We start from the raw sequence: 21,175 nt of genomic DNA on the forward strand, positions 1-21,175 counted from the left end.
CTTACTGGACCGGCTTGACCTGCAACCCGGTCCACTTCGCCGCGAACGCCCAGGCGTCCGCCGTCTCCGCGATCACCTTGTCGGTCGGCTTGCCCGACCCATGCCCCGCGCGCGTCTCGATCCGCACCAGTCGTGGCTTCGGCCCGAGATCGAGCGACTGGAGCATCGCGGTGTATTTGAACGTATGTCCCGGCACGACGCGGTCGTCGGTGTCCGCCGTTTCCGCCAGGATCGCCGGGTACGGCTTGCCCGCGCGGATATTGTGATAGGGCGAATAGGCGTAGAGCGTCTTGAAGTCGGCCTCCTTCGACGGGTAGCCGTAATCGTCGACCCAATAGCGCCCGGCGGTGAACCGGTCAAAGCGGAGCATGTCCATCACGCCCACCGCCGGCAGCGCCGCGGCGAACAGGTCGGGACGCTGGTTGGTGACGGCCCCCACGAGCAACCCGCCGTTCGACCCGCCCTGGATGACGAGCTGGTCCTTCCCGGTGATCTTCTGGGCCTTCAGATATTCGCCCGCCGCGATGAAGTCGTCGAACACGTTCTGCTTTTGCGCGAGGCGTCCGCCGTCGTGCCACGCCTTGCCGTACTCGCCGCCACCCCGGATGTTGGCGACCGCGAGCACCCCGCCCTGCTCGAGCCACGCCAGCCGCGTCGCCGAGAAGGTCGGCGTGACCGAGATGTTGAACCCGCCGTAAGCGTACAGCAGCGTGGGGGCCGGCGCGGTCACGTCCTTGCGGCGCACCACGAACATCGGCACGCGGGTGCCGTCCTTCGACGTGTAGAACCGCTGGTCGACCTGATAGCGCGCCGGATCGAACGCGACCTTGGGGGTGGCCCAGGGAGTCGCCTGGCCGGTCCTGATGTCATAGCGGTAGATCGTCGTTGGCGTCGCGAAGCTCGTGAACGCGTAGAAGGTCTCGTTATCGTCCGCCTCACCCCCGAAGCCGCCGACGTCCCCGATCCCGGGGAGCGGCACGGTGCCATCCGGCTTGCCGTCAAGCGCGAAGCGGCGAACCTCGCTCTTCACGTCCGCGAGATAGGACACGAGCAACCGTCCGCCGACCAGATTGGCGCCATCGATCACGTCCTTGCCCTGCGCGACGATCTCGGTTTCCGGGACCTCCGCCGAGCGTGCATAGAGGTTCGTCGCAACGATCCGCCCGCGCGGCGCGCCCTTGTTGGTCACCCAGTAGAAATTTCCGCCGACATTGCCCGCGAGCGTCCATTCGTTCTCCAGCCCCTTTACGATCGTCCGGGGCGCAGGCTTGGGCGCGGTCAGGTCGATCACGGTGACCTGGTAGCGATTGTCGGTGCCCTCGTGCGTGGTGATGACGAGCCACTTGCCGTCATCGGTCACCTGCGCATTGTGCCCGAGCTTGGGCTGGTCCGGCGTTGCATAGATCAGCGCGTCGGCCGATTGCGGCGTGCCGAGCTTGTGAAAATAGACCTGCTGATTCTCGTTGAGCGCCTGGAACTTCGACCCGTCCGCCGGCGCGGCGAAGCGCGAGTAATAGAAGCCAGACCCGTTCCTTGCCCAGGACAGGCCCGAGAACTTCACCCATTCGATCGTGTCCGACACGGCGCCGGTCGCAACGTCGAGCACCTTGACCGTGCGCCAGTCGGTCCCGCCGTCCTGCACGGCGTAGAGCAGCTTGCTGCCATCTTCCGACGGCGTCCATTCGGCGAGCGCGGTGGCACCGTCCTTCGACCAGCCATTGGGGTCGATCAGGACCCGCCCTTCCCCGTCGACACTGTCGCGCACGTACAGCACCGCCTGGTTCTGCAACCCTGCATTGCGGCTGTAGAAATAGCGTCCGCCCTTCTTCATGGGCACGCCGAACCGCTCGTAATTGAGCAACTGCTTCAACCGTGCGGCAAAGATGTCGCGCCCCGGGAGCGTCGCCAGATAGGCGTTGGTCACGGCATTCTGGTCGGCGACCCATTTTGCCACTTCCGCATCCGTGCGGACGTCGTTCTCGAGCCAGCGATAGGGATCGGCGACCTTGACGCCGAACTGTTCGTCGACCTGCGCGGTCCGGCGCGTTTCGGGATAGTGCATGGTTAGAGCCTGTGTCTGCGCGAGGGCGGGGGAAGCCAGGAGAACCGCGAGGATCGGAAAAGGTCGCATGCAAAGCCCCCAAACGAGAAAAGGAGCCACACTCTGGACGAGTGCAGCTCCTTTCTCAATGTCCGGCGACGATGGGCTTACGCCGCTTCGTCATACTCCTCGCCGGTCATCACCGGGCCCGAATCCTGGCCCTTGGCGGTGACGTCACGGTCGACGAATTCGATGATCGCCATCGGCGATGCGTCCGACAGGCGGATACCAGCCTTGATGATGCGGGTGTAGCCGCCGTTACGACCGGCATAACGCTCGGCCAGAACGTCGAACAGCTTGGTCAGCTGCGCATCGTCGAGGAGGCGCGCATGCGCGAGACGACGGTTGGACAGGCCACCCTTCTTCGCGAGCGTGATCATCTTCTCGATGTACGGACGCAGTTCCTTCGCCTTGGCGACGGTCGTGGTGATCTGCTCGTGCTTGATGAGCGCGGCGCTCATGTTGCGGAACAGGGCAATGCGGTGGGCCGAGGTCCGCTGAAGCTTACGGCCGCCTACGCGATGACGCATGGTATGTCCTTCGTTCGATAAGGGGCCGTGTGAGGTACCCCAGAGCCGGTGGGGACGGTGGCCCACCCAATGTTCCGTCATTCCCGCGAAGGCGGGAATCCTAACTGGTGCCGAATACGCCGCGGCAAAGCCGCGTCGTCGGTCGGGCCAGAGGCCCGCCGGCCGGGCTTTCGCCGTCTCGGGATTAGCTCGCGCTAATCCCGTGCGGCTCAACCCATAATTTCCTGCTCGAGCTTCTTCGCCATCTCTTCGATGTTCTCGGGCGGCCAGCCGGGGATTTCCATGCCCAGGCGGAGACCCATGCTCGACAGCACTTCCTTGATCTCGTTGAGCGACTTGCGGCCGAAGTTCGGCGTGCGCAGCATCTCGGCTTCGGTCTTCTGGACCAGATCGCCGATGTAGATGATGTTGTCGTTCTTGAGGCAGTTGGCGCTGCGAACCGAAAGCTCGAGCTCGTCGACCTTCTTGAGCAGGTAACGGTTGATCTGCTGCGTATCGCCCGAAACCTCGGTGCCACCAGCGGCAGGCGCTGCCTGGCCGATCGGGGCCTGACGCGTGACGCTCGAATCGTCGAAGCCGACGAACAGCGCAAGCTGGTCCTGCAAGATGCGACCGGCGTAACCGACGGCTTCCTCAGGCGAAACCGTACCGTCAGTCTCGATCGTCAGCGTCAGCTTGTCGTAATCGAGCTCCTGCCCGACGCGGGTGTTCTCGACCTTGTAGCTGACCTGCTTGACCGGCGAATACAAAGCATCGACCGGGATCAGCCCGATCGGCGCATCGGCCGGACGGTTGGCGACGGCGGGGACATAGCCCTTGCCGACGTCCGCGGTCAGTTCCATGTTCAGCGTCGCGCCATCATCGAGATGGCACAAAACGAGCTGCGGGTTCATCACTTCGATGTCGCCCGAAACCGCAATGTCGCCCGCCTTGACCGGACCCGGGCCCGTTGCCGACAGCTGGAGCCGCTTCGGCCCTTCACCCTGCATGCGCAAAGCAATCTGCTTCACGTTGAGCACGATGTCGGTCACGTCCTCGCGGACGCCCGCCAGCGACGAGAATTCGTGCAGCACGTTCTCGATCTTGATCGACGTCACCGCCGCGCCCTGCAGCGAAGACAACAAAACGCGCCGCAGCGCGTTGCCGAGCGTCAGGCCGAAACCACGCTCCAGCGGCTCGGCGATGAAGGTCGCCTTGCGCTTGCCGTCACCGCCGGGCTTCTTTTCGAGACCGGACGGCTTCTTGAGCTCCTGCCAGTTCTTTGCATTGACGGACATAGGCTATCCCTTGATTTTGGGCCGGCACGGGCGATGCCGACCAAGTGGGAATCGGACCGTGCAGCGCGATCAACCGCGCACGGCCGAGACGAAATCAGACGCGGCGACGCTTCGAAGGACGCACGCCGTTGTGCGGGATCGAGGTAACGTCACGGATCGAGGTGATCTGGAAACCGACCGCCTGCAGCGCGCGAAGCGCCGACTCACGGCCTGAACCCGGGCCCTTCACTTCGACTTCGAGCGTCCGGACGCCGTGCTCGGCGGCCTTCTTGCCCGCGTCTTCCGCTGCGACCTGGGCCGCATACGGGGTCGACTTGCGCGAGCCCTTGAAGCCCATTGCGCCGGCCGACGACCACGAGATCGCGTTGCCCTGGGCATCGGTGATCGTGATCATGGTGTTGTTGAAGCTTGCGTTCACATGCGCGACACCAGAGGTGATGTTCTTGCGCTCACGCCGCTTAATGCGTTGCGGTTCACGTGCCATTGTCTTGTCCTAACCCTGCTACAGGAGCGAGCCGCGGTCACCCGCGGCTCAAGCTCACTTCTTCTTACCGGCGATCGGCTTTGCCTTGCCCTTGCGGGTGCGCGCATTGGTATGCGTGCGCTGGCCGCGAACGGGCAGCCCCTTGCGATGGCGCAGGCCGCGATAGCAGGCCAGATCCATCAGGCGCTTGATGTTCATCGCGACGGTGCGACGAAGATCACCCTCGACCGTGTAATCGGCGTCGATGGTTTCGCGGATGTGGAGGACTTCCTGGTCGGTCAGGTCCTGCACGCGCGCGGTCATCGGGATGCCCAGCTTGGTGACGATTTCCTTGGCCTTGGTGTCGCCAATGCCGTGGATGTAGGTGAGCGCGATTACTACGCGCTTGTTGGTCGGGATGTTGACCCCGGCGATACGTGCCATGAACTTGGTTCTCCTGCTCCACGGGACATGCATGGCTGCACATCCCATCTCATCGCGTTGCGCAACCGAACCCCGTGCCTTGCCAAAAACGCAACACACCGGCGAGCGCAAACATGCGCCGCCGGAGACCGGTGGTTCGGAATGCCGGGCTGGTAAAGATCGACTCGCCGTCTGTCAAGCACGCGCGATCCGATTGCTTACAAGGAGATGGGAACCACGATCGCTGCGATCAAGCCCGGTACATTGTCGTGCAGCTCGACCCTGCCCCCGTGGAGACGCGCGACGGCTTCGACGAGCGCCATGCCCAAGCCCGCACCCGGCAGGCTACGCGCCTGGTCCAGCCGCCCGAACCGGCGCAGCGCCTGCGCCCGATCCGCTTCGGCGATGCCGGGGCCGCGGTCCTCCACCTGAAAGTGCATCGCGTTCCCGGACAGCGCGGCCCGCAGCACGATCTCGCCCCCGCTACCGGCATGCCGCAGCGCGTTGTCGATCAGATTTGCAAGCGCCTGCGTCATCAGTTCGCGGTGGAGGATCACCTTGGGCAAGCCGGGCGCCAGGACCGCTTCGAACCGCATCCCCGCATCTTCCACCACCGGAGCGTAAAGATCCGCAATCTCTTCGATCAGCGTTGCCGGTTCGATCGGTCCCAGCCGGTCGCGAGAGACGGACTCAGCCCGGGTAATCTCGATCATGGTCGACAATATCCGCAGCACCAGGTCGGTTTCGATCAACAGCCCGCCCATCGCGGCCTCGCGCTGTACCGGGTCGGCCTGCAGCACCGCCGCCTCCGCCTTGGCGCGCAACCTGGCGAGTGGCGAGCGCAAGTCGTGGGCCAGACCGTCGGTCACGATGCGAAGCTCGCTCATCAGCCGCTCGGTCTTGTCGAGCATCGCGTTCAGACGCGTTGCGAGCCGGTCGAAGGCATCGCCGCTCGCGGCGTTGGCGACCCGGCGCGAAAGATCCCCTGCAGCAACACCCTCGATCACCGCCGCGACCCGGTCGAGCCTGCGCCCGACGTAGCGCGTGACCACCAACCCCCCGCCGATACCCAGCGCGAGCGACAGCATGGTCGCGGCCGCCAGCGCACGCTCGATCCCACGTTGCTCCTCTTCCCAATCGTCGAGCAACCGGCCGCTCACCAAGCGGTAGGCACCGATCTGCCGGACCGCATAGCCCGTCTCGCGATCCGACCAGGGAGACCCGATCGCCCGGATCTGGAAGCCGAGTTTCGGCCAGCGCGCGAACTGGTCGAGCTCCGGCCCTACCCCTGCGATCAGCCGGCCGTCGCGCGCGATCACCGCGACGATCCGCGACAGGTCGCCCGGCGTACGGGCTTCGCGGATGGTGCGACCCAGCGCGGTCAGACCGCCGGTGCGATAGACCGCCACCAAAGCGTCCGACTGCTCGATCGTGTCCCGGCGGAGCTCGTCGATCGCATCGTCGCGGACGACCTTCCAGACGAAGGCGACGAGCACGAGATTGGAAACCAGCGCAAGGGCGATCGACAGCAGCGCAATCCGCGCCGTGACCGATAGCCGGATCAAGGCTCGACCGACAGCCGATACCCGGCGCCACGCACCGTGTGCAGGATCGGCGCCGCAAATCCGTCTTCAAGCTTACGGCGCAGCCGACCGATGTGAACGTCCACCACGTTCGATCCCGGATCGAAATGATAGTTCCAGATCTTCTCGAGCATCATGGTCCGGGTCACCACCTGCCCCGCGTGACGCGCGAGATATTCGAGCAGGTTGAACTCGCGCGCGCCGAGCGCGATCGGCTTGCCCTGTCGCGCGACCGTCCGCGCGAGCAGGTCGATCTCCAGGTCCCCGACCGACAGCCGCGTCGGTTGCCCGTCCGTCGCGTTGCGATCGACCCGGCGGAAGATCGCGTCGATCCGCGCGGTCAGTTCGGCGAACGAGAAAGGCTTGACCAGATAATCGTCGGCGCCCGCGTTGAGCCCGTCGATACGATCGTCGACCGTCGCCAAAGCCGACAGCACGAGCGTCGGCGTGCGCACGCCCGCGGCCCGAATCGCGCCGAGCATCGCCAGACCGTTCAGGCCCGGCAGCATCCGGTCGGCGATGATGAGATCGAAGATGCCTTCACTGGCCAGGAACATCCCGTCGCGGCCATCGGCGCAGGTTTCGACGGCATAACCAGCCTCGCCCAGTCCCTTTGCGAGATAGGCGGCGGTCGAGCTATCGTCTTCGACGATCAGGATCTTACGGGTCACAGGCGGCATTCCGGGCGGTTTCCTCGTGCCTAGAATGAAATGAGGCCGACGGAAAGCAAGCCTTCCGCCGGCCAACGGCACTCCCGGGAGTGCGAGTGCCGATCTCGGTGAACGTTTCCGGCCGCGTGCGCCGGCCATGGGGGTATGTTTGCACCGGATCGCCTGCGCGATCCGGTGACGATGCGATGACGAAAATGTCATTTGAGGTTCTAGGAGATAGAGCGGATTGCGGGAAAGCGCTCCGCAGCCAGCCACTCTTCCGCCGTCATGCTGAACTTGTTTCAGCATCCACCGCGCAACCGGGGCGCGCCGGACTCGCGGAGGGCTGGATCCTGAAACGAGTTCAGGATGACGGGCATGCGGAGCATGCGGAGCATGCGGTCAATCGTCTGGAACGGGCGAGAGAGCGCAAACGACGCTCCCCGCCCTCAACCAATCCGCAACACGTCAAGCCGCCCCGAGAATACCCTCGATCGCGTGCGACACGCTGTCCATGTCGGCCATCCCGTCCACCCGCGCAAGCAGCCCGCGCGCCTCGTAGATCGGAATGATCGGCTCGGTCTTGGCGCGATACTCGGCCATGCGCGTGCGCACGGTTTCCTCGTTGTCGTCCGGACGGCGCTTGAACTCATGGTGTCCGCAAACGTCGCAGGTCCCCGCCACCTTCGGCTGCTTGAAATGGTCGTGATAGCCGGCACCGCAGTTGGCACAGGTGAACCGTCCGACGATCCGTTCGACCAGCGCATCTTCGTCGACGGTCAACTCGATCACCTTGTCCAGCGTGCGGCCACGCGCCGCCAGGATCGAATCGAGTTGCTCGGCCTGTGCCGCCGTACGCGGATAGCCATCGAAGATCACGCCGTTGGCGGTGTCGCCCATGTCGAGCCGCTCGCCGATAATGCCCGAGACGATCTCGTCGGAAACGAGCTGTCCCGCCTCCATCACAGCCTTGGCCTGAAGCCCGACCGGCGTTCCCGCCTTCACCGCCGCACGCAGCATGTCGCCGGTCGACAGCTGGACCATGCCACGGTCCTTTTCGAGCCGCGCCGCCTGGGTGCCCTTGCCCGCGCCCGGGGGCCCCAACAGAATGATGTTCACACGCGTCTCCCCTTACCGATCAGCGCTTCAGCGCAGTCGGCCGCCCTTCAGCTTCGCCTTCTTGATCAGATCGCCATATTGATGTGCGAGCAAGTGGCTTTGAATCTGCGTCACCGTATCCATCGTCACGTTGACGACGATCAACAGGCTCGTCCCGCCGAGGTAGAAGGGAATCGACAACGCCGAAACGAGATACTCGGGCAGCAGGCAGATGATCGCGAGATAGCCCGCACCGATCACGGTAATGCGCGTGAGCACGTAATCGAAATAAGTCTCGGTGTTCTTGCCCGGACGAATGCCGGGAATGAAGCCGCCATGCCGCTTCAGATTGTCCGCGGTTTCTTCCGGGTTGAACACGACGGCGGTGTAGAAGAACGAGAAGAAGACGATGCCCGCACCGTACAGTAGCATGTAGGCGACGCTACCATGCTGCAGATACTGGTTGAGCGTGATCACGACCGACCCCCACCAGGTGTCGCCCGACACGTTCTTGCCCGCGAACTGCGTGATCGTCAGCGGCATCAGCAGCAACGACGACGCGAAGATCGGCGGGATGACGCCTGCCGTGTTGATCTTGAGTGGCAGATGGCTGCGATCCGACTGCATCCCGCGCTGGGTCTGGCGCTTGGGGTACTGGATCAGGATGCGACGCTGCGCGCGCTCCATGAAGCAGATGAACAGGATCAACCCCGCCACTGCGACGATGATCGCGACCAGCGTGAAGCCGGTAACGTTCCCGCCCCCGGTCCGCGCGGTCTGCGCGAGGTTGTAGAGCGTCGTGGGCAGGTTGGCGACGATGCCGGCCATGATGATCAGCGACATGCCGTTGCCGATGCCGCGGCTGGTGATCTGCTCGCCGATCCACATCAGGAACATCGTCCCGCCGACGAGGCTGATGACCGAGCCGATGATGAACAGCATGCCGGGATCGACCACAACGCCCTGGCTCTGGAAGCCGAGGCTGAGGAAATAGCCCTGGATCACGGTCAGCGCGACGGTCCCGAAGCGCGTGTACTGGTTCAGCCGCTTGCGCCCGCTCTCCCCTTCCTTCTTGATCGCGGCAAGCGTCGGCGACAGCGAAGTCGCGAGCTGCACCACGATCGAGGCGGTGATGTACGGGGTAACGCCCAAGGCGATTAGACTGGCCCGCTTGAGCGAACCACCGGAAAACGCGTTGAAGAAGTCGAGCACGCCGCCATTGGTGCGGCTCGCCAGCGCGGCGAGCGCGGTCGGGTCGATCCCCGGCAGCGGGACGTAGCTGAGCAGGCGGAACACGATCAGCGCGCCGATGGTGAACCACAGCCGCTTCTTGAGGTCGGTCGCCTGCGCGAACTTCGACAGGCTGATGCTTGAGGCCATTTTATCGGCTGCGGATGCCATGCGGTTGATCGTCCTGGAATCGATATCGGCGGAAACAAAAACGGCGGGAAACGTTTTACCGCCCCGCCGCTTCATATAGTCATGCAAGCGGCCTTGCCTAGCCACCTGCTACGCCCACCCCGGCGAAGGCCGGGGCCCAGTCGAGATGCCGACAGTGACACGGGCGACGCCCTGGAGCGTCGACCTGCGCGACTGGGCCCCGGCCTTCGCCGGGGAAGCGCTAGCTAAGCGACAATTACGCCTTGAACGACGCCTTGTGCGCCTGGCGCTCCTTGTACTTCACGCCCTTCTTGGCGGCAGCCTTCTCGTTTGCCGGCATGACGTAGATCACGTCGACCGAGCCGCCAGCCTTTTCAACGGCCTCGATCGCGCCCTTCGACGCACCGGCAACCGTGAACTTGAGGACCGTGGTCAGTTCGCCCTTGCCGAGCAGACGGACGCCATCCTTGCCACCACGTGCAAGACCAGCGGCCTTGAGTGCTTCGTGGTCGATCGAAGCGCCAGCCTCGATCTTGCCTGCGTCGATCGCCTTCTGGATCGCACCGAGGTTTACCTCGGCATAATCCTTGGCGAAGATGTTGTTGAAGCCACGCTTCGGCAGACGCATGTGGAGCGGCATCTGGCCACCTTCGAAGCCGGCGATCGAGACGCCCTCACGGCTCTTCTGGCCCTTCTGGCCGCGGCCGGCGGTCTTGCCCTTGCCCGAACCGATACCACGGCCGACACGCATCTTGGATTTACGCGCGCCCTGGTTGTCGCGGATTTCATTAAGTTTCATGAGTTGCACTCGCTTTCGCTTTTGTCGCGCGGACTATTAGGAAGTGGGTGCGCCTAGCGGAGTGATGCGTCATATGCAAGCCCTCCAGCCTGCAATCCCCAGCGCGCGGGACGGCCGGTATGCCACGCCTGCACGTAAGCAGCAGGGCAGCATAGCGAGGCCGGCGCCGTCATCCCTTCGCTGCTGGGAGCGCCATTGCCGGTTGCGCCACGTCCATTGGGCTCCGGACCGGGGGCGGTGCAAGAAGTCGGGCGGTCAACCAGCGGCCCAACGGTCGTTCGTACCATAAATGGATCACGATCCCGGCAAGGGTCGCGCCACCCATCGTCACAACGCCGGACAGCGCGACCAGCAGAGGGCTTGCACTGTGAAACGAGGCGAAGATTTTGAAAACCGCCAAGCTCAGCATTGGATGCGCCAGATACACCGCATAACTTGCTGCGCCAATCAACAGCCAAAGCCGCGACCGCACGACAACACCATGGCGTTCCAGCGCCAGCGCGCTGGCGACCGTAAGCAGTGCACAAGGCCCGAGGACATAGCCCCTGAGGTTGCCATAAAAGAACGGTCGCATCGCCATCAACAGGAACAAGCCAAGTAGCGCCAAAGCCCAGGCCGCTCGTCGGCTTGGGATAAGGTGCACGCCCTGTTCGGTGCATATGCCGAGAATGATGCCGTATCCGAACTCCAGCAGAAGCGATGAAGTGTAGAGTGCCGGTAGGGCGCCGGTAGACCGGACGACGTCGCCAAGCACCGCCAGCACTCCCAAGACGGCCAAAATCGCCGCCCGCTGCCAGAATATGCGTCGCAGGAGGAGGCTCAGCGAGAACACCGCGTAAAAGAACATCTCGTAGTTGAGCGTCCAACCCGGATAGAGCAATGGAGCGACGTGCCCCCGCCCCGGAACGTATGGGACGAAAAACAGCGATTTAGCCAAGGGAGCAAGTTCGGTCGTAGTGGCACGAAACATCGACGGAACGAGCGCTGCGCATAGCACGAGGCCGATCGTAAGCGTCCAGTATAGCGGCACTACCCGGATGATCCGGCTCGCTGCGAAACGTTGTGGCGACACGGTCCGGGCCGATGTTGCATGTATCATGACGAAGCCACTGATAACGAAAAATATATCGACGCCAACAGCGCCTAATGACCCAAGGTCCTCCAGCCACCCCCCGTAGCGAAACGACCAATGGTTGAAGACAACGAATAACGCCGCGATTGCTCGTAATGCTTGTATGTTCTTGATCATGCTGCCCCCGCAGCAAACCCTATACTTCAGATCCAAAGGTCGCTCAAGGCAGTCCCGACGCATTCCGCTCACGTGCTGAACCGCGGCAGAACCGTCTGACGTCAATCGCTACCAAGTATAGCCGTGCAGATCGGATCATGCGCCGGACTTCCGCGGTGTCCCCACGCTCGTCCGTCTCGTCCATCGCTTCGGGACCGATGCTGATCAGCGTCGCGCACGATCCGCCTCGCGTCGCAACGATGGTCAGTCTGCCCGAATTGGAAAGCTTCGCGTCAGGAGCCAAGGGACCGACCACGGGGCGCAAGAGCGATGTCGGAAAGCGAGGGCTGAATTCCGCCCATGCCGACGACGCAAATGGCCAGTGACCCGTCGCTACCGATCGTCCGATGCCTGCGGGTGCCCCTTCAACCTAAGCGCAACGCCGTAGCCGAACTCGATCCTTGTTTGCGCCGGACGGTGTCGTGCGGACAGCAGGCGTATCGGTCCCCGATCATTCCCGCGGCATGGCTGGGATTACCGGGGGCGCAATTTTGCCCGCTGCTCGGCCGATCCGTGGAGGCAAGCGTTCCTGCAGCCATCGCCCGAGCGGTCGTTCGTACAGCAGATGGATGGCGACACCGATGCCGCATGCTGCGACCACTGTCGTGACTCCGCGCACCGTTACGCCGGCCGGGCCCGGGACCGGTACATGCGCCAAGGCTTTGACCACTATTACGGTCGAGAGAAGGTGGACCAAGTATATCGCATAGCTCGCCGCTCCCAGCAAAAGCCACAACCGCGACCGCACCGCCACGCCCTGCCGCTCCAACGCCAACGCACCGACCACGGTGAGCAGGGCAAATGGCCCAAGAACATACCCGCGAATACTGACCGGGAAAATGGCCATCATCGCCAGCAAAAGCGACAACCCGACGGCCACCAATGCCCACGCGACGCCGCGGTTGCGAATTAGCCGTAACCACTGCTCGGCAAACATGCCGAGGACCATGCCGTATGCGAATTCCAACAGGAGCGAAGCGGTGTAGAATTTCATCAGAAATCCCGTCGGTCGACCGACGAGCCCGATCACGACCAGAACGCCCAGGACGGCGAGAACCGCCGCGCGTTGCCAAAACACGTTCCGAAGGAACAGGCTCAGCGCGAAGATCGCGTAAAAGAACATCTCATAGTTCAGCGTCCACCCCGTGAACAACAGAGGGGAGACCTGCGTTCGTCGCGCCCAGGCTGGCCCGTAGGGTTCGTACGGCACGAAAAACAGTGATTTGAGCAGCGGCGCCAGGTCCGTGGTGGTGGATCGGATGACGTTCGGCGCAATTACCGCTCCAAGGAAGAGCGCAATGGTGAAGGTCCAGTAGAGCGGTACGATCCGGATGATGCGGCTGACGGCGAACCGCGATGGCGATACGGTGCGTCCCGCTGTTGCGTGGATCATGACGAAACCGCTGATCACGAAGAAGATATCGACGCCAACCGCGCCAATCGCCCCCAGACGTTGAAACCATCCCCCATACAGGGCGGCCCAGTGGTCGACCACGACAAGTAACGCCGCAACAGCCCGCAATGCCTGGATGTTTTTGATCATGCCGCCCCCGCGGCGTCCTCATAGCAAAAATCCGGGCATCGCACTAGGCAACCCCCGGATCCTTACAGTTCAAATCACAAACGTGACGAAGTGTGTCAGTCGACGATCTTCACCATATGCGCGACCTTGCGGATCATGCCCCGGACTTCCGGAGTATCCTCGAGCTCGCGCGTCTTGTGCATCTTGTTGAGGCCGAGGCCGATCAGCGTTGCGCGCTGGTCGGCTTCGCGGCGGATCGGCGAACCGGTCTGCGTGATCTTGATGGTCGCCATCGATATTACTCCGCGATCGCTTCGGCCTGGGCCTCGGCGACGTCCTTGTCCGCGCCACCACGGCCGAGCAGGTCCGCAATCTTCTTGCCGCGACGCTGCGCTACCGCCTTCGGGCTGACCTGTGCGGTCAGCGATTCGAAGGTTGCACGGATCATGTTGTAGGGGTTCGAAGTGCCGACCGACTTGGTCACCACGTCCGCGACGCCGAGCGCCTCGAACACGGCCCGCATCGGGCCGCCTGCGATGATGCCGGTGCCGGGGGGCGCCGAGCGCAGCGTGACGAGGCCGGCACCGAAGTGACCGCGACCGTCATGATGCAGCGTACGGCCTTCCTTCAGCGGAACGCGAACCATCGCCTTCTTGGCAGCAGCCGTCGCCTTGGAAATGGCTTCGGGCACTTCGCGTGCCTTGCCATGACCGAAGCCGACACGGCCCTTGCCGTCACCAACGACGACCAGTGCCGCGAAGCCGAAGCGCTTACCGCCCTTGACCGTCTTCGAGACGCGGTTGATGTGAACCAGCTTCTCGATCAGCTCTTCGCCACCATCGTCCGAACCCGGACGACCGCCGCGATTGTCGCGACCGCCGCGGCTGTCACGGCCGCCACGGTTGGGACCGCCGCCACCAGGGCCGGTGCGACCACGACCACCACGGGGGCCACGGCCCTGCGGTGCATCGTTCGGCGTCGTTGCCGGTGCGGCGATCTCGCCGGTGTTGATCTCATCCGCCATGTCTTAGAACTCCAATCCGGCTTCGCGCGCGGCTTGCGCCAGCGCCTTGACGCGGCCGTGGAACAGGAAGCCGCCACGGTCGAACACGACCTGCGTCACGCCGGCTGCCTTGGCAGCCTCGGCAACGCGCGTGCCGACGCCGATCGCTGCATCGACATTGGCCCCGGTCGTGTCGCGCACGTCCTTTTCCAGCGTCGAGGCAGAGGCAACGGTCACGCCCTTGGCGTCGTCGATGATCTGCGCATAGATGTGACGGCCCGAACGGTGGATCGACAGCCGCGGACGGCCCGTTCCACGCGCACGGAGCGCGGTGCGATTGCGGCGGCGCCGCTTCTCGAAGAGAGACATACCCTTGGTCGACATTACTTCTTCTTCCCTTCCTTGCGGAAGATGAACTCGCCGTCGTACTTGATGCCCTTGCCCTTGTACGGCTCGGGCTTACGCCACTGGCGAATTTCCGCGGCCAGCTGGCCGACCTTCTGCTTGTCCGAGCCCGAAATCTCGACCGTCGTGTTGTCGGGGGTCTTGACCTCGATCCCCTCCGGCACGTTGATGTTGACATCGTGGCTGTAGCCAAGCTTCAGGTTCAGATTGCGACCCTGGGCCGCGGCACGATAACCAACGCCGTTGATCAACAGCTTCTTGGTGAAGCCGTCCGACACGCCGGTGATCAGGTTCTGAACCATGGTACGCTGCATACCCCAGAAGGCACGCGCGCGCTTGGTGTCGTTCGCGGGGACGACCGAAATGCCGCCATCCTCGAGCGTGTAGCTGATCTCGTCGCGCAGCGGCATCGCGAGGGTGCCCTTGGGGCCCTTCACGCTGATCTGCCCGCCGTCGATCGTCGCAGTGACGCCGGCGGGAACGGTGATCGGCTTTTTACCGATGCGGCTCATCAGAACACCTCCGCGAGGACTTCGCCGCCGACGTTCTGCTCACGCGCTTCCGCGTCGGACAGAACACCCTTGGGGGTGGAAACGATCGTGATGCCGAGGCCGTTCATGATGCGCGGCAATTCGGTCGAACCCGAATAGACGCGACGACCGGGCTTGGACACACGGGCAACGTGCTTGATCGCGGGCTGGCCCTCGAAATACTTCAGCTCGATGCGGATGCCGGCCGCGGGGCCCATCTGCTCTTCGCTATAGCCACGGATGTAGCCTTCGCGCTGGAGCACATCGAGAACGCGGGTCCGCAGCTTCGAGCCCGGCGTCAGGACAGAGTCCTTGCGCGCGCGCTGGCCGTTGCGGATGCGGGTGAGCATATCACCCAGGGGATCGGTCAATGCCATCTCGTGATCCTTACCAGCTCGACTTCGTAACGCCGGGGATGAGGCCCTTGTTGGCCAGATCGCGCAGCTGAATACGGCAGAGGCGGAACTTGCGATAATATGCGCGCGGACGACCCGTCAGCTCGCAGCGGTTGCGGATGCGCGTCGGATTCCCGTTGCGGGGAATCTCGGCCATCTTGAGACGGGCCTCGATACGCTCGCCGTCGCTCAGCGTGCTGTCGGCAGCGATTGCCTTCAGCGCGGCGTACTTGGGCGCGTACTTCTTAACGAGCATCTTGCGACGCTCGTTCTTGTTCACTGAACTTACCTTGGCCATCTTATGCCGCCTTCTTCTGGTCGTCAGCAGACTCTGAGCCAGTCACTTCTGGCGGGAACGGGAAGCCGAACAGACGGAGCAGCTCACGCGCCTCGTCGTCGGTCTTCGCGCTGGTCGTGACGATCACGTCGAGACCGCGGATCTTGTCGATCTTGTCGTAGCTGATTTCCGGGAACACCAGCTGCTCCTTCAGGCCGCAGGCATAGTTGCCGCGTCCGTCGAACGACTTGGGGTTGAGCCCGCGGAAATCGCGAACGCGCGGGAGCGCGATCGTGATGAAGCGGTCGAGGAATTCGTACATCCGCTCGCGACGCAGCGTGACCTTGACGCCGATCGGCATACCTTCGCGCAGCTTGAACTGCGCGATCGACTTCTTGGCCTTGGTCACGACGGGCTTCTGCCCTGCGATCAATTCCATTTCGCCGAAAGCCTGGTCGACCTTCTTCTTGTCCTGCGTCGCCTCGCCCACGCCCATGTTGAGCGTGATCTTCTCGATGCGCGGAACTTCCATCGCGTTCTTGTAGCCGAACTTCTCGGTCATCGCTGCGACGATCTTGTCGTCGTAGATGCCCTTCATCCGGGGCTTGGTAGCTGCATCAGCCATCGATCTTGTCTCCGGTCTTGACCGCAACACGAACCTTCTTGCCGTCCTGGGTCTCGAAACGAACGCGCGTCGGCTTGCCGTCGGCGGTCACGTGCGCGACCTTCGAGACGTGCAGCGGCGCTTCGCTACGCATCAGGCCACCCTGCGGGTCGCCCTGGCTCGGCTTGGTGTGGCGAACGGCGATGTTCACACCGGACACGACGACCTTGCCGTCCTTCGGCATTGCCATCGTTACGTCACCGGTCTTGCCCTTGTCCTTGCCGGACAGGACGATGACGCGGTCGCCTTTCTTGATACGTGCAGCGGCCATTACAGCACCTCCGGCGCAAGGCTGATGATCTTCATGTGCTTCTTGCCGCGAAGCTCACGCACGACTGGGCCAAAGATACGGGTGCCGATCGGCTCCTCGTTCTTGTTGACCAGTACGGCCGCATTCGAATCGAAGCGGATCACGGTGCCATCGGCGCGGCGAATGTCCTTCGCCGTACGCACGATGACGGCACGGTGCACGTCGCCCTTCTTCACGCGACCGCGCGGTGCGGCCTCCTTCACGCTGACGACGATGATGTCGCCAACGCCTGCAACACGACGCTTGGAACCCCCAAGCACCTTGATGCACATAACCCGCTTCGCGCCGCTGTTGTCAGCGACCTCGAGATTGGATTGCATCTGGATCATTGGATCCGCTTCCTTCTCATCTGGGGCCGATACCGACCGGTCCCCGCCTCAATAAACGCTGACGCTTACGCGTCGACGTCGACTCGTTGCGGCGTCGCGTGGGCGTTAACCCGCTCGATCACCTTCCACGTCTTCAGCTTGGAAATCGGCGCGGTCTCTTCGATCCGCACGATCTCGCCCAGCTTGAACTCGTTGCCCTCGTCATGGGCATGGTACTTCTTGGTACGACGAATGATCTTGCCGTAGAGCGCATGCTTGACCTTGCGCTCCACGTTCACGACCACCGTCTTGTCGCCCTTGTCGGAGACGATCAGCCCCGTCAGCACGCGCTTTGGCATGTCTAAATCCTTACTTTGCCGCAGTGTCGCGCGAACGCGCGGTCTGCAGGGTCTTGATGCGAGCGATGTCGCGACGGACTTCGCGAACCCGGCTCGGCTTTTCGAGCTGGTTGGTCGCGGCCTGGAAGCGGAGGTTGAAGGCCTCGCGCTTCAGGTTGCCGAGCTCTTCACCCAGCTGGTCCTCGGACTTCGCCTTGAGGTCGTCGATGCGGGCCATCTTATGCAACTCCCAGATGCGAGGTGTCGCCGAGACGGGCAACGACCTTCACCTTGATCGGCAGCTTCATCGCTGCGCGGCTGAACGCCATAGCGGCAATGTCACCGGGAACGCCATCCAGTTCGAACAGGATGCGGCCTGGCTTGACGCGGGCTGCCCAATATTCCGGCGAACCCTTGCCCTTACCCATGCGGACTTCGGCGGGCTTGCCCGAGACGGGAACGTCCGGGAATACGCGGATCCACAAACGGCCCTGACGCTTGATGTGACGCGTGATCGCGCGGCGAGCCGCCTCGATCTGGCGTGCGGTGAGACGATCCGGCTCCATCGCCTTCAGGCCATACGACCCGAAGTTGAGCGTGGTGCCACCCTTGGCGTCGCCATGGATGCGGCCCTTGAAGGCCTTGCGGAACTTGGTCTTTTTCGGTTGCAGCATGATCTATTCCTTAGCGGCGCGGATCAGGCCGGACGCCGGAAGTCTGCGCTTCCATCATCAGCCGGTCGGTCGCCATCGGGTCATGACCCAGGATTTCGCCCTTGAAGATCCAGACCTTCACGCCGCACACGCCATAAGCCGTGTGTGCCTGCGCTTCGGCGTAATCAACGTTTGCGCGCAGCGTGTGGAGCGGAACGCGACCTTCGCGATACCATTCCGAGCGTGCGATCTCGGCGCCGCCAAGACGGCCACCGCAGTTGATCCGGATGCCTTCGGCACCGAGGCGCATCGCCGACTGAACCGCACGCTTCATGGCGCGACGGAAAGCGATACGACGCTCGAGCTGATCGGCAATGCCCTGGGCAACGAGCTTGCTGTCGACTTCCGGCTTGCGGATCTCGACGATGTTCAAGCTGACATCCGAAGACGTCATCGCACCGAGGGTACGACGCAGCTTCTCGATGTCCGCACCCTTCTTGCCGATGATCACGCCGGGGCGTGCGGCAAAGATCGAAACACGGCACAGCTTGGCCGGACGGTCGATCACAACCTTGGAGATCGCGGCCTGCGGCAGCGTCTTCATGATGTAGGTGCGCATCTTGAGGTCTTCGAGAAGAAGACGACCATAGTCGGCGCCTTCGGCGTACCAACGGCTGTCCCAGGTGCGGTTGATCTGCAGGCGCAGACCGATCGGGTTCGATTTCTGACCCATTATGCTTCTTCCTGCTCGCGCACGACGATGCGCAGACGGCTGAACGGCTTGAGGATGCGCGTCGACTTGCCGCGACCACGAGTCGCGAAACGCTTCATCACGATCGACTTGCCGACCGAAGCCTCAGCGACGACGAGCGCGTCGACGTCGAGGTTATGGTTGTTCTCGGCGTTGGCGATGGCCGAAGCCAGCACCTTGCGCGCGTCGACGGCCATACCCTTGGTCGAGAACTGCAGGATGTTCATCGCATCGCCGACCTTCTTGCCGCGGATCAGAGCCGCGACGAGACCAAGCTTCTGCGCCGAACCACGAATCTGCGTGCCGACCGACAGCGCCTCGTTGTCCGCCACGCGGCGGGGAGCTTTTGCCTTAGACATTAGCGCTTGCCCTTCTTGTCCGCGGCATGGCCGGGGAAATAGCGGGTGGGCGCGAACTCGCCGAGCTTCATGCCCACCATGTCCTCGTTGACCGAAACCGGCACGAACTTGCGGCCGTTATAGACGCTGAACGTGAGGCCGACGAACTGCGGCAGGATCGTCGAGCGGCGCGACCAGGTCTTGATCGCACCACGCGCGTTGGTTTCCTGCGCGGTCTCTGCCTTCTTCAGCAGATGGAGATCCACGAAGGGACCCTTCCAGACTGAGCGAGCCATCTTAGCCCTTCCTCTTCGTCGAATGACGCGAACGGATGATCATCTTATCCGTCGACTTGTTATGACGGGTGCGCGCACCCTTCGTCGGCTTGCCCCACGGCGTGACCGGATGACGGCCACCCGAGGTGCGGCCTTCACCACCGCCGTGCGGATGGTCGACCGGGTTCTTGGCGACACCACGCGTCAGCGGGCGGATGCCCAACCAGCGGTTACGACCGGCCTTCGCCAGGTTGGTGTTGCCATTGTCCGGGTTCGACACCGCACCGACCGTCGCCATGCAATTGGCGTGGAGGTAACGCTGCTCGCCAGAGTTGAGGCGGACCATGACCATGCCCTTGTCGCGACCGACGACCTGCACATAGGTGCCTGCCGACCGTGCGAGCTGACCGCCCTTGCCCGGCTTCATCTCGACGTTGTGGACGATCGTGCCGACCGGCATCTGGCCCAGCTCCATCGCGTTGCCCGGCTTAACGTCGGTCTTCTTGTCGGCGATGACCTTGTCACCAACCGCAAGGCGCTGCGGAGCGATGATGTACGCAACGTTTTCCTTGCCATCGGCGGTCTGACCATAATTGATCAGCGCGATGAACGCGGTCCGGTTGGGATCATACTCGATCCGCTCGACCACACCATCGACGCCCCAGTTACGGCGCTTGAAGTCGATGATGCGGTACCGCTGCTTGTGACCACCGGCGATGCCGCGCGAGGTCACATGGCCCTTGTTGTTGCGCCCACCGGTCTTGCGCTTGCCTTCGGTCAGCGCCTTGACGGGGCCGCCCTTGTGCAACGCCGAACGGTCGACGAGGATGAGCCCGCGTTGGCCGGGGCTCGTCGGATTATAATGCTTCAGTGCCATCGGATCAGATCCCCGTCGTCACGTCGATGGACTGACCGTCCTTCAACGTCACGATCGCCTTCTTGATGTCGGAGCGCTTGTAAGGAGCACCCTTCCACTTCTTGGTCTTGCCCTTCTGGACGATCGTGTTGACCCCCAGAACGGTCACGTCGAACAATGCCTCAATCGCAGCCTTGATCTGCGGCTTGGTGGCGTCGTTGGTGACCTTGAACACGACCGCGTTGTGCTCGCTGAGCAGCGTGGCCTTCTCGGTGATGTGCGGCGCGACGATCACGTCATAATGACGCGGGTCGATCGCCTCTTTCTGCTTAGCCATTGAAGCGGGCCTCCAGCTTCTCGACGGCAGCGCGGGTCAGGACCAGCGTGTCGTGCTTCAGGATATCGTACACATTGGCGCCAGCGGCCGGCATCACGTTGATCGTGTGCAGGTTGCCCGCGGCCAGTGCGAAGCTCGTGTCGACCATGTCGCCGTCGATCACGAGCGCGGTCTTGCCCGCACCGATGTTCGACCAGCTGCCGATGAGCGTCTTGGTCTTGTTCGCCTCGACAACGAGGCTGTCCATGACGACCAGCGTGCCAGCCTGCGCATGGCTCGAAAGCGCCATCTTCAGACCAAGCGCACGAACCTTCTTGTTCAGGCCCGGGTTGAAGTCGCGGGTCCGCTGACCGTGCGCCTTACCACCACCGACGAAGATCGGCGCGCGGCGATCGCCGTGACGAGCCGTACCGCCGCCCTTCTGGCGACCAAACTTCTTGCCGGTGCGAGCAACGTCGGCGCGCTCACGCGTACCGCTTGCGGTCGCACGACGCTTCTCGAGCTGCCAGGTGACGACGCGGTGCAGGATGTCGGCGCGCGGATCGAGGCCGAAGACCTCGTCGTTGAGCTCGACTTCCGTGCCGGCTGCGCCGTCGAAAGACTGAGAGGTAACCTTCATGA

The 21,175-nt window shown here is 63.3% G+C and carries 31 protein-coding genes; 1 reads left to right on the forward strand and 30 read right to left on the reverse strand.

Annotated elements, in window-relative coordinates; all coding sequences use genetic code 11:
* Position 1: 1 nt before the first annotated feature.
* The 11 genes from L8K25_RS03370 to L8K25_RS03420 all read right to left on the reverse strand — a co-directional run bounded on the left by L8K25_RS03370 (position 2) and on the right by L8K25_RS03420 (position 11,553).
* A complete protein-coding gene (locus L8K25_RS03370; protein WP_242137495.1) occupies positions 2 to 2,062 on the reverse strand; it encodes a prolyl oligopeptidase family serine peptidase in 2,061 nt (686 codons plus the stop codon).
* Positions 2,063 to 2,208: 146 nt separating this feature from the next.
* Positions 2,209 to 2,631 carry a 50S ribosomal protein L17 gene (gene rplQ, locus L8K25_RS03375; RefSeq protein ID WP_242137496.1) on the reverse strand — a complete coding sequence of 141 codons (423 nt, stop codon included), beginning with the start codon at positions 2,629 to 2,631 and terminating at the stop codon, positions 2,209 to 2,211.
* A 209-nt stretch (positions 2,632 to 2,840) separates the two neighbouring features.
* Positions 2,841 to 3,908, reverse strand: a complete 1,068-nt coding sequence (locus L8K25_RS03380) for a DNA-directed RNA polymerase subunit alpha (RefSeq protein ID WP_242137497.1) — start codon at positions 3,906 to 3,908, stop codon at positions 2,841 to 2,843.
* A 94-nt stretch (positions 3,909 to 4,002) separates the two neighbouring features.
* Positions 4,003 to 4,392: a 30S ribosomal protein S11 gene (gene rpsK / locus L8K25_RS03385; RefSeq protein ID WP_010164557.1), complete on the reverse strand. Its 390-nt coding sequence runs from the start codon at positions 4,390 to 4,392 to the stop codon at positions 4,003 to 4,005.
* Between the two features lie 54 nt (positions 4,393 to 4,446).
* Entirely contained in the window at positions 4,447 to 4,815 is a 369-nt protein-coding gene (gene rpsM, locus L8K25_RS03390; protein ID WP_010164558.1) for a 30S ribosomal protein S13, read from the reverse strand.
* 197 nt (positions 4,816 to 5,012) lie between these two features.
* Positions 5,013 to 6,359 (reverse strand): HAMP domain-containing sensor histidine kinase, encoded by a 1,347-nt coding sequence (locus L8K25_RS03395; protein WP_242137498.1) that lies wholly within the window; start codon positions 6,357 to 6,359, stop codon positions 5,013 to 5,015.
* Positions 6,356 to 7,048 carry a response regulator transcription factor gene (locus L8K25_RS03400; RefSeq protein ID WP_347272035.1) on the reverse strand — a complete coding sequence of 231 codons (693 nt, stop codon included), beginning with the start codon at positions 7,046 to 7,048 and terminating at the stop codon, positions 6,356 to 6,358. The genes L8K25_RS03395 and L8K25_RS03400 overlap by 4 nt, the downstream gene beginning before the upstream one ends.
* A 447-nt stretch (positions 7,049 to 7,495) precedes the next feature.
* Positions 7,496 to 8,146, reverse strand: coding sequence for an adenylate kinase (locus tag L8K25_RS03405; RefSeq protein ID WP_242137500.1), 651 nt, complete (start codon positions 8,144 to 8,146; stop codon positions 7,496 to 7,498).
* Between the two features lie 27 nt (positions 8,147 to 8,173).
* Entirely contained in the window at positions 8,174 to 9,526 is a 1,353-nt protein-coding gene (gene secY / locus L8K25_RS03410) for a preprotein translocase subunit SecY (RefSeq protein ID WP_242137501.1), read from the reverse strand.
* Between the two features lie 235 nt (positions 9,527 to 9,761).
* On the reverse strand, positions 9,762 to 10,304 hold the full coding sequence (gene rplO, locus L8K25_RS03415) for a 50S ribosomal protein L15 (protein ID WP_242137502.1): 543 nt from the start codon (positions 10,302 to 10,304) through the stop codon (positions 9,762 to 9,764).
* 169 nt (positions 10,305 to 10,473) lie between these two features.
* Positions 10,474 to 11,553, reverse strand: a complete 1,080-nt coding sequence (locus L8K25_RS03420) for an acyltransferase (RefSeq protein ID WP_242137503.1) — start codon at positions 11,551 to 11,553, stop codon at positions 10,474 to 10,476.
* Between the two features lie 197 nt (positions 11,554 to 11,750).
* Here L8K25_RS03420 and L8K25_RS03425 point away from each other — a divergent pair, with 197 nt between their 5' ends.
* The gene (locus L8K25_RS03425) at positions 11,751 to 11,918 is read left to right on the forward strand and encodes a hypothetical protein (protein ID WP_242137504.1); all 168 of its coding nucleotides are present in this window, start codon (positions 11,751 to 11,753) and stop codon (positions 11,916 to 11,918) included.
* Between the two features lie 125 nt (positions 11,919 to 12,043).
* On the opposite strand, the gene L8K25_RS03430 is transcribed toward L8K25_RS03425, so the two are convergent.
* The 19 genes from L8K25_RS03430 to rplD form a co-directional block, all read right to left on the reverse strand.
* Positions 12,044 to 13,135: an acyltransferase gene (locus L8K25_RS03430; protein WP_242137505.1), complete on the reverse strand. Its 1,092-nt coding sequence runs from the start codon at positions 13,133 to 13,135 to the stop codon at positions 12,044 to 12,046.
* Between the two features lie 95 nt (positions 13,136 to 13,230).
* Complete coding sequence (rpmD, locus tag L8K25_RS03435; protein ID WP_242137506.1) at positions 13,231 to 13,407, reverse strand: 50S ribosomal protein L30; 177 nt, start codon at positions 13,405 to 13,407, stop codon at positions 13,231 to 13,233.
* A 5-nt stretch (positions 13,408 to 13,412) separates the two neighbouring features.
* Complete coding sequence (rpsE, locus tag L8K25_RS03440; RefSeq protein WP_010164566.1) at positions 13,413 to 14,138, reverse strand: 30S ribosomal protein S5; 726 nt, start codon at positions 14,136 to 14,138, stop codon at positions 13,413 to 13,415.
* Positions 14,139 to 14,141: 3 nt separating this feature from the next.
* Positions 14,142 to 14,501 (reverse strand): 50S ribosomal protein L18, encoded by a 360-nt coding sequence (gene rplR / locus L8K25_RS03445; protein WP_277923017.1) that lies wholly within the window; start codon positions 14,499 to 14,501, stop codon positions 14,142 to 14,144.
* Positions 14,501 to 15,034 (reverse strand): 50S ribosomal protein L6, encoded by a 534-nt coding sequence (rplF, locus tag L8K25_RS03450; RefSeq protein WP_242137507.1) that lies wholly within the window; start codon positions 15,032 to 15,034, stop codon positions 14,501 to 14,503. Before rplF ends, rplR begins: the two co-directional genes overlap by 1 nt.
* The gene (rpsH, locus tag L8K25_RS03455; RefSeq protein ID WP_010164570.1) at positions 15,034 to 15,429 is read right to left on the reverse strand and encodes a 30S ribosomal protein S8; all 396 of its coding nucleotides are present in this window, start codon (positions 15,427 to 15,429) and stop codon (positions 15,034 to 15,036) included. Before rpsH ends, rplF begins: the two co-directional genes overlap by 1 nt.
* A 10-nt stretch (positions 15,430 to 15,439) precedes the next feature.
* Entirely contained in the window at positions 15,440 to 15,745 is a 306-nt protein-coding gene (rpsN, locus tag L8K25_RS03460) for a 30S ribosomal protein S14 (RefSeq protein ID WP_010164571.1), read from the reverse strand.
* A 1-nt stretch (position 15,746) separates the two neighbouring features.
* Positions 15,747 to 16,349, reverse strand: a complete 603-nt coding sequence (gene rplE / locus L8K25_RS03465; RefSeq protein ID WP_242137508.1) for a 50S ribosomal protein L5 — start codon at positions 16,347 to 16,349, stop codon at positions 15,747 to 15,749.
* The gene (rplX, locus tag L8K25_RS03470; RefSeq protein ID WP_242137509.1) at positions 16,342 to 16,659 is read right to left on the reverse strand and encodes a 50S ribosomal protein L24; all 318 of its coding nucleotides are present in this window, start codon (positions 16,657 to 16,659) and stop codon (positions 16,342 to 16,344) included. The genes rplE and rplX overlap by 8 nt, the downstream gene beginning before the upstream one ends.
* On the reverse strand, positions 16,659 to 17,027 hold the full coding sequence (rplN, locus tag L8K25_RS03475; protein ID WP_010164574.1) for a 50S ribosomal protein L14: 369 nt from the start codon (positions 17,025 to 17,027) through the stop codon (positions 16,659 to 16,661). Before rplN ends, rplX begins: the two co-directional genes overlap by 1 nt.
* A 65-nt stretch (positions 17,028 to 17,092) precedes the next feature.
* Positions 17,093 to 17,365: a 30S ribosomal protein S17 gene (rpsQ, locus tag L8K25_RS03480; RefSeq protein ID WP_010164576.1), complete on the reverse strand. Its 273-nt coding sequence runs from the start codon at positions 17,363 to 17,365 to the stop codon at positions 17,093 to 17,095.
* 10 nt (positions 17,366 to 17,375) lie between these two features.
* On the reverse strand, positions 17,376 to 17,582 hold the full coding sequence (rpmC, locus tag L8K25_RS03485; protein WP_010164578.1) for a 50S ribosomal protein L29: 207 nt from the start codon (positions 17,580 to 17,582) through the stop codon (positions 17,376 to 17,378).
* A gap of 1 nt (position 17,583) precedes the next feature.
* Entirely contained in the window at positions 17,584 to 18,018 is a 435-nt protein-coding gene (gene rplP, locus L8K25_RS03490) for a 50S ribosomal protein L16 (RefSeq protein ID WP_010164579.1), read from the reverse strand.
* Between the two features lie 10 nt (positions 18,019 to 18,028).
* Complete coding sequence (gene rpsC / locus L8K25_RS03495) at positions 18,029 to 18,730, reverse strand: 30S ribosomal protein S3 (RefSeq protein ID WP_010164580.1); 702 nt, start codon at positions 18,728 to 18,730, stop codon at positions 18,029 to 18,031.
* A complete protein-coding gene (gene rplV / locus L8K25_RS03500; protein WP_010164581.1) occupies positions 18,730 to 19,107 on the reverse strand; it encodes a 50S ribosomal protein L22 in 378 nt (125 codons plus the stop codon). The genes rpsC and rplV overlap by 1 nt, the downstream gene beginning before the upstream one ends.
* Positions 19,107 to 19,382, reverse strand: a complete 276-nt coding sequence (gene rpsS / locus L8K25_RS03505; protein WP_010164582.1) for a 30S ribosomal protein S19 — start codon at positions 19,380 to 19,382, stop codon at positions 19,107 to 19,109. Before rpsS ends, rplV begins: the two co-directional genes overlap by 1 nt.
* 1 nt (position 19,383) lies before the next feature.
* The gene (gene rplB / locus L8K25_RS03510) at positions 19,384 to 20,238 is read right to left on the reverse strand and encodes a 50S ribosomal protein L2 (protein WP_010164583.1); all 855 of its coding nucleotides are present in this window, start codon (positions 20,236 to 20,238) and stop codon (positions 19,384 to 19,386) included.
* 4 nt (positions 20,239 to 20,242) lie between these two features.
* Positions 20,243 to 20,554 (reverse strand): 50S ribosomal protein L23, encoded by a 312-nt coding sequence (locus tag L8K25_RS03515; protein WP_242137510.1) that lies wholly within the window; start codon positions 20,552 to 20,554, stop codon positions 20,243 to 20,245.
* Entirely contained in the window at positions 20,547 to 21,173 is a 627-nt protein-coding gene (rplD, locus tag L8K25_RS03520; RefSeq protein ID WP_242137511.1) for a 50S ribosomal protein L4, read from the reverse strand. Before rplD ends, L8K25_RS03515 begins: the two co-directional genes overlap by 8 nt.
* Positions 21,174 to 21,175: the final 2 nt, after the last annotated feature.

Source organism: Sphingomonas sp. TREG-RG-20F-R18-01 (assembly GCF_022662475.1).
Classification (GTDB): domain Bacteria; phylum Pseudomonadota; class Alphaproteobacteria; order Sphingomonadales; family Sphingomonadaceae; genus Sphingomonas.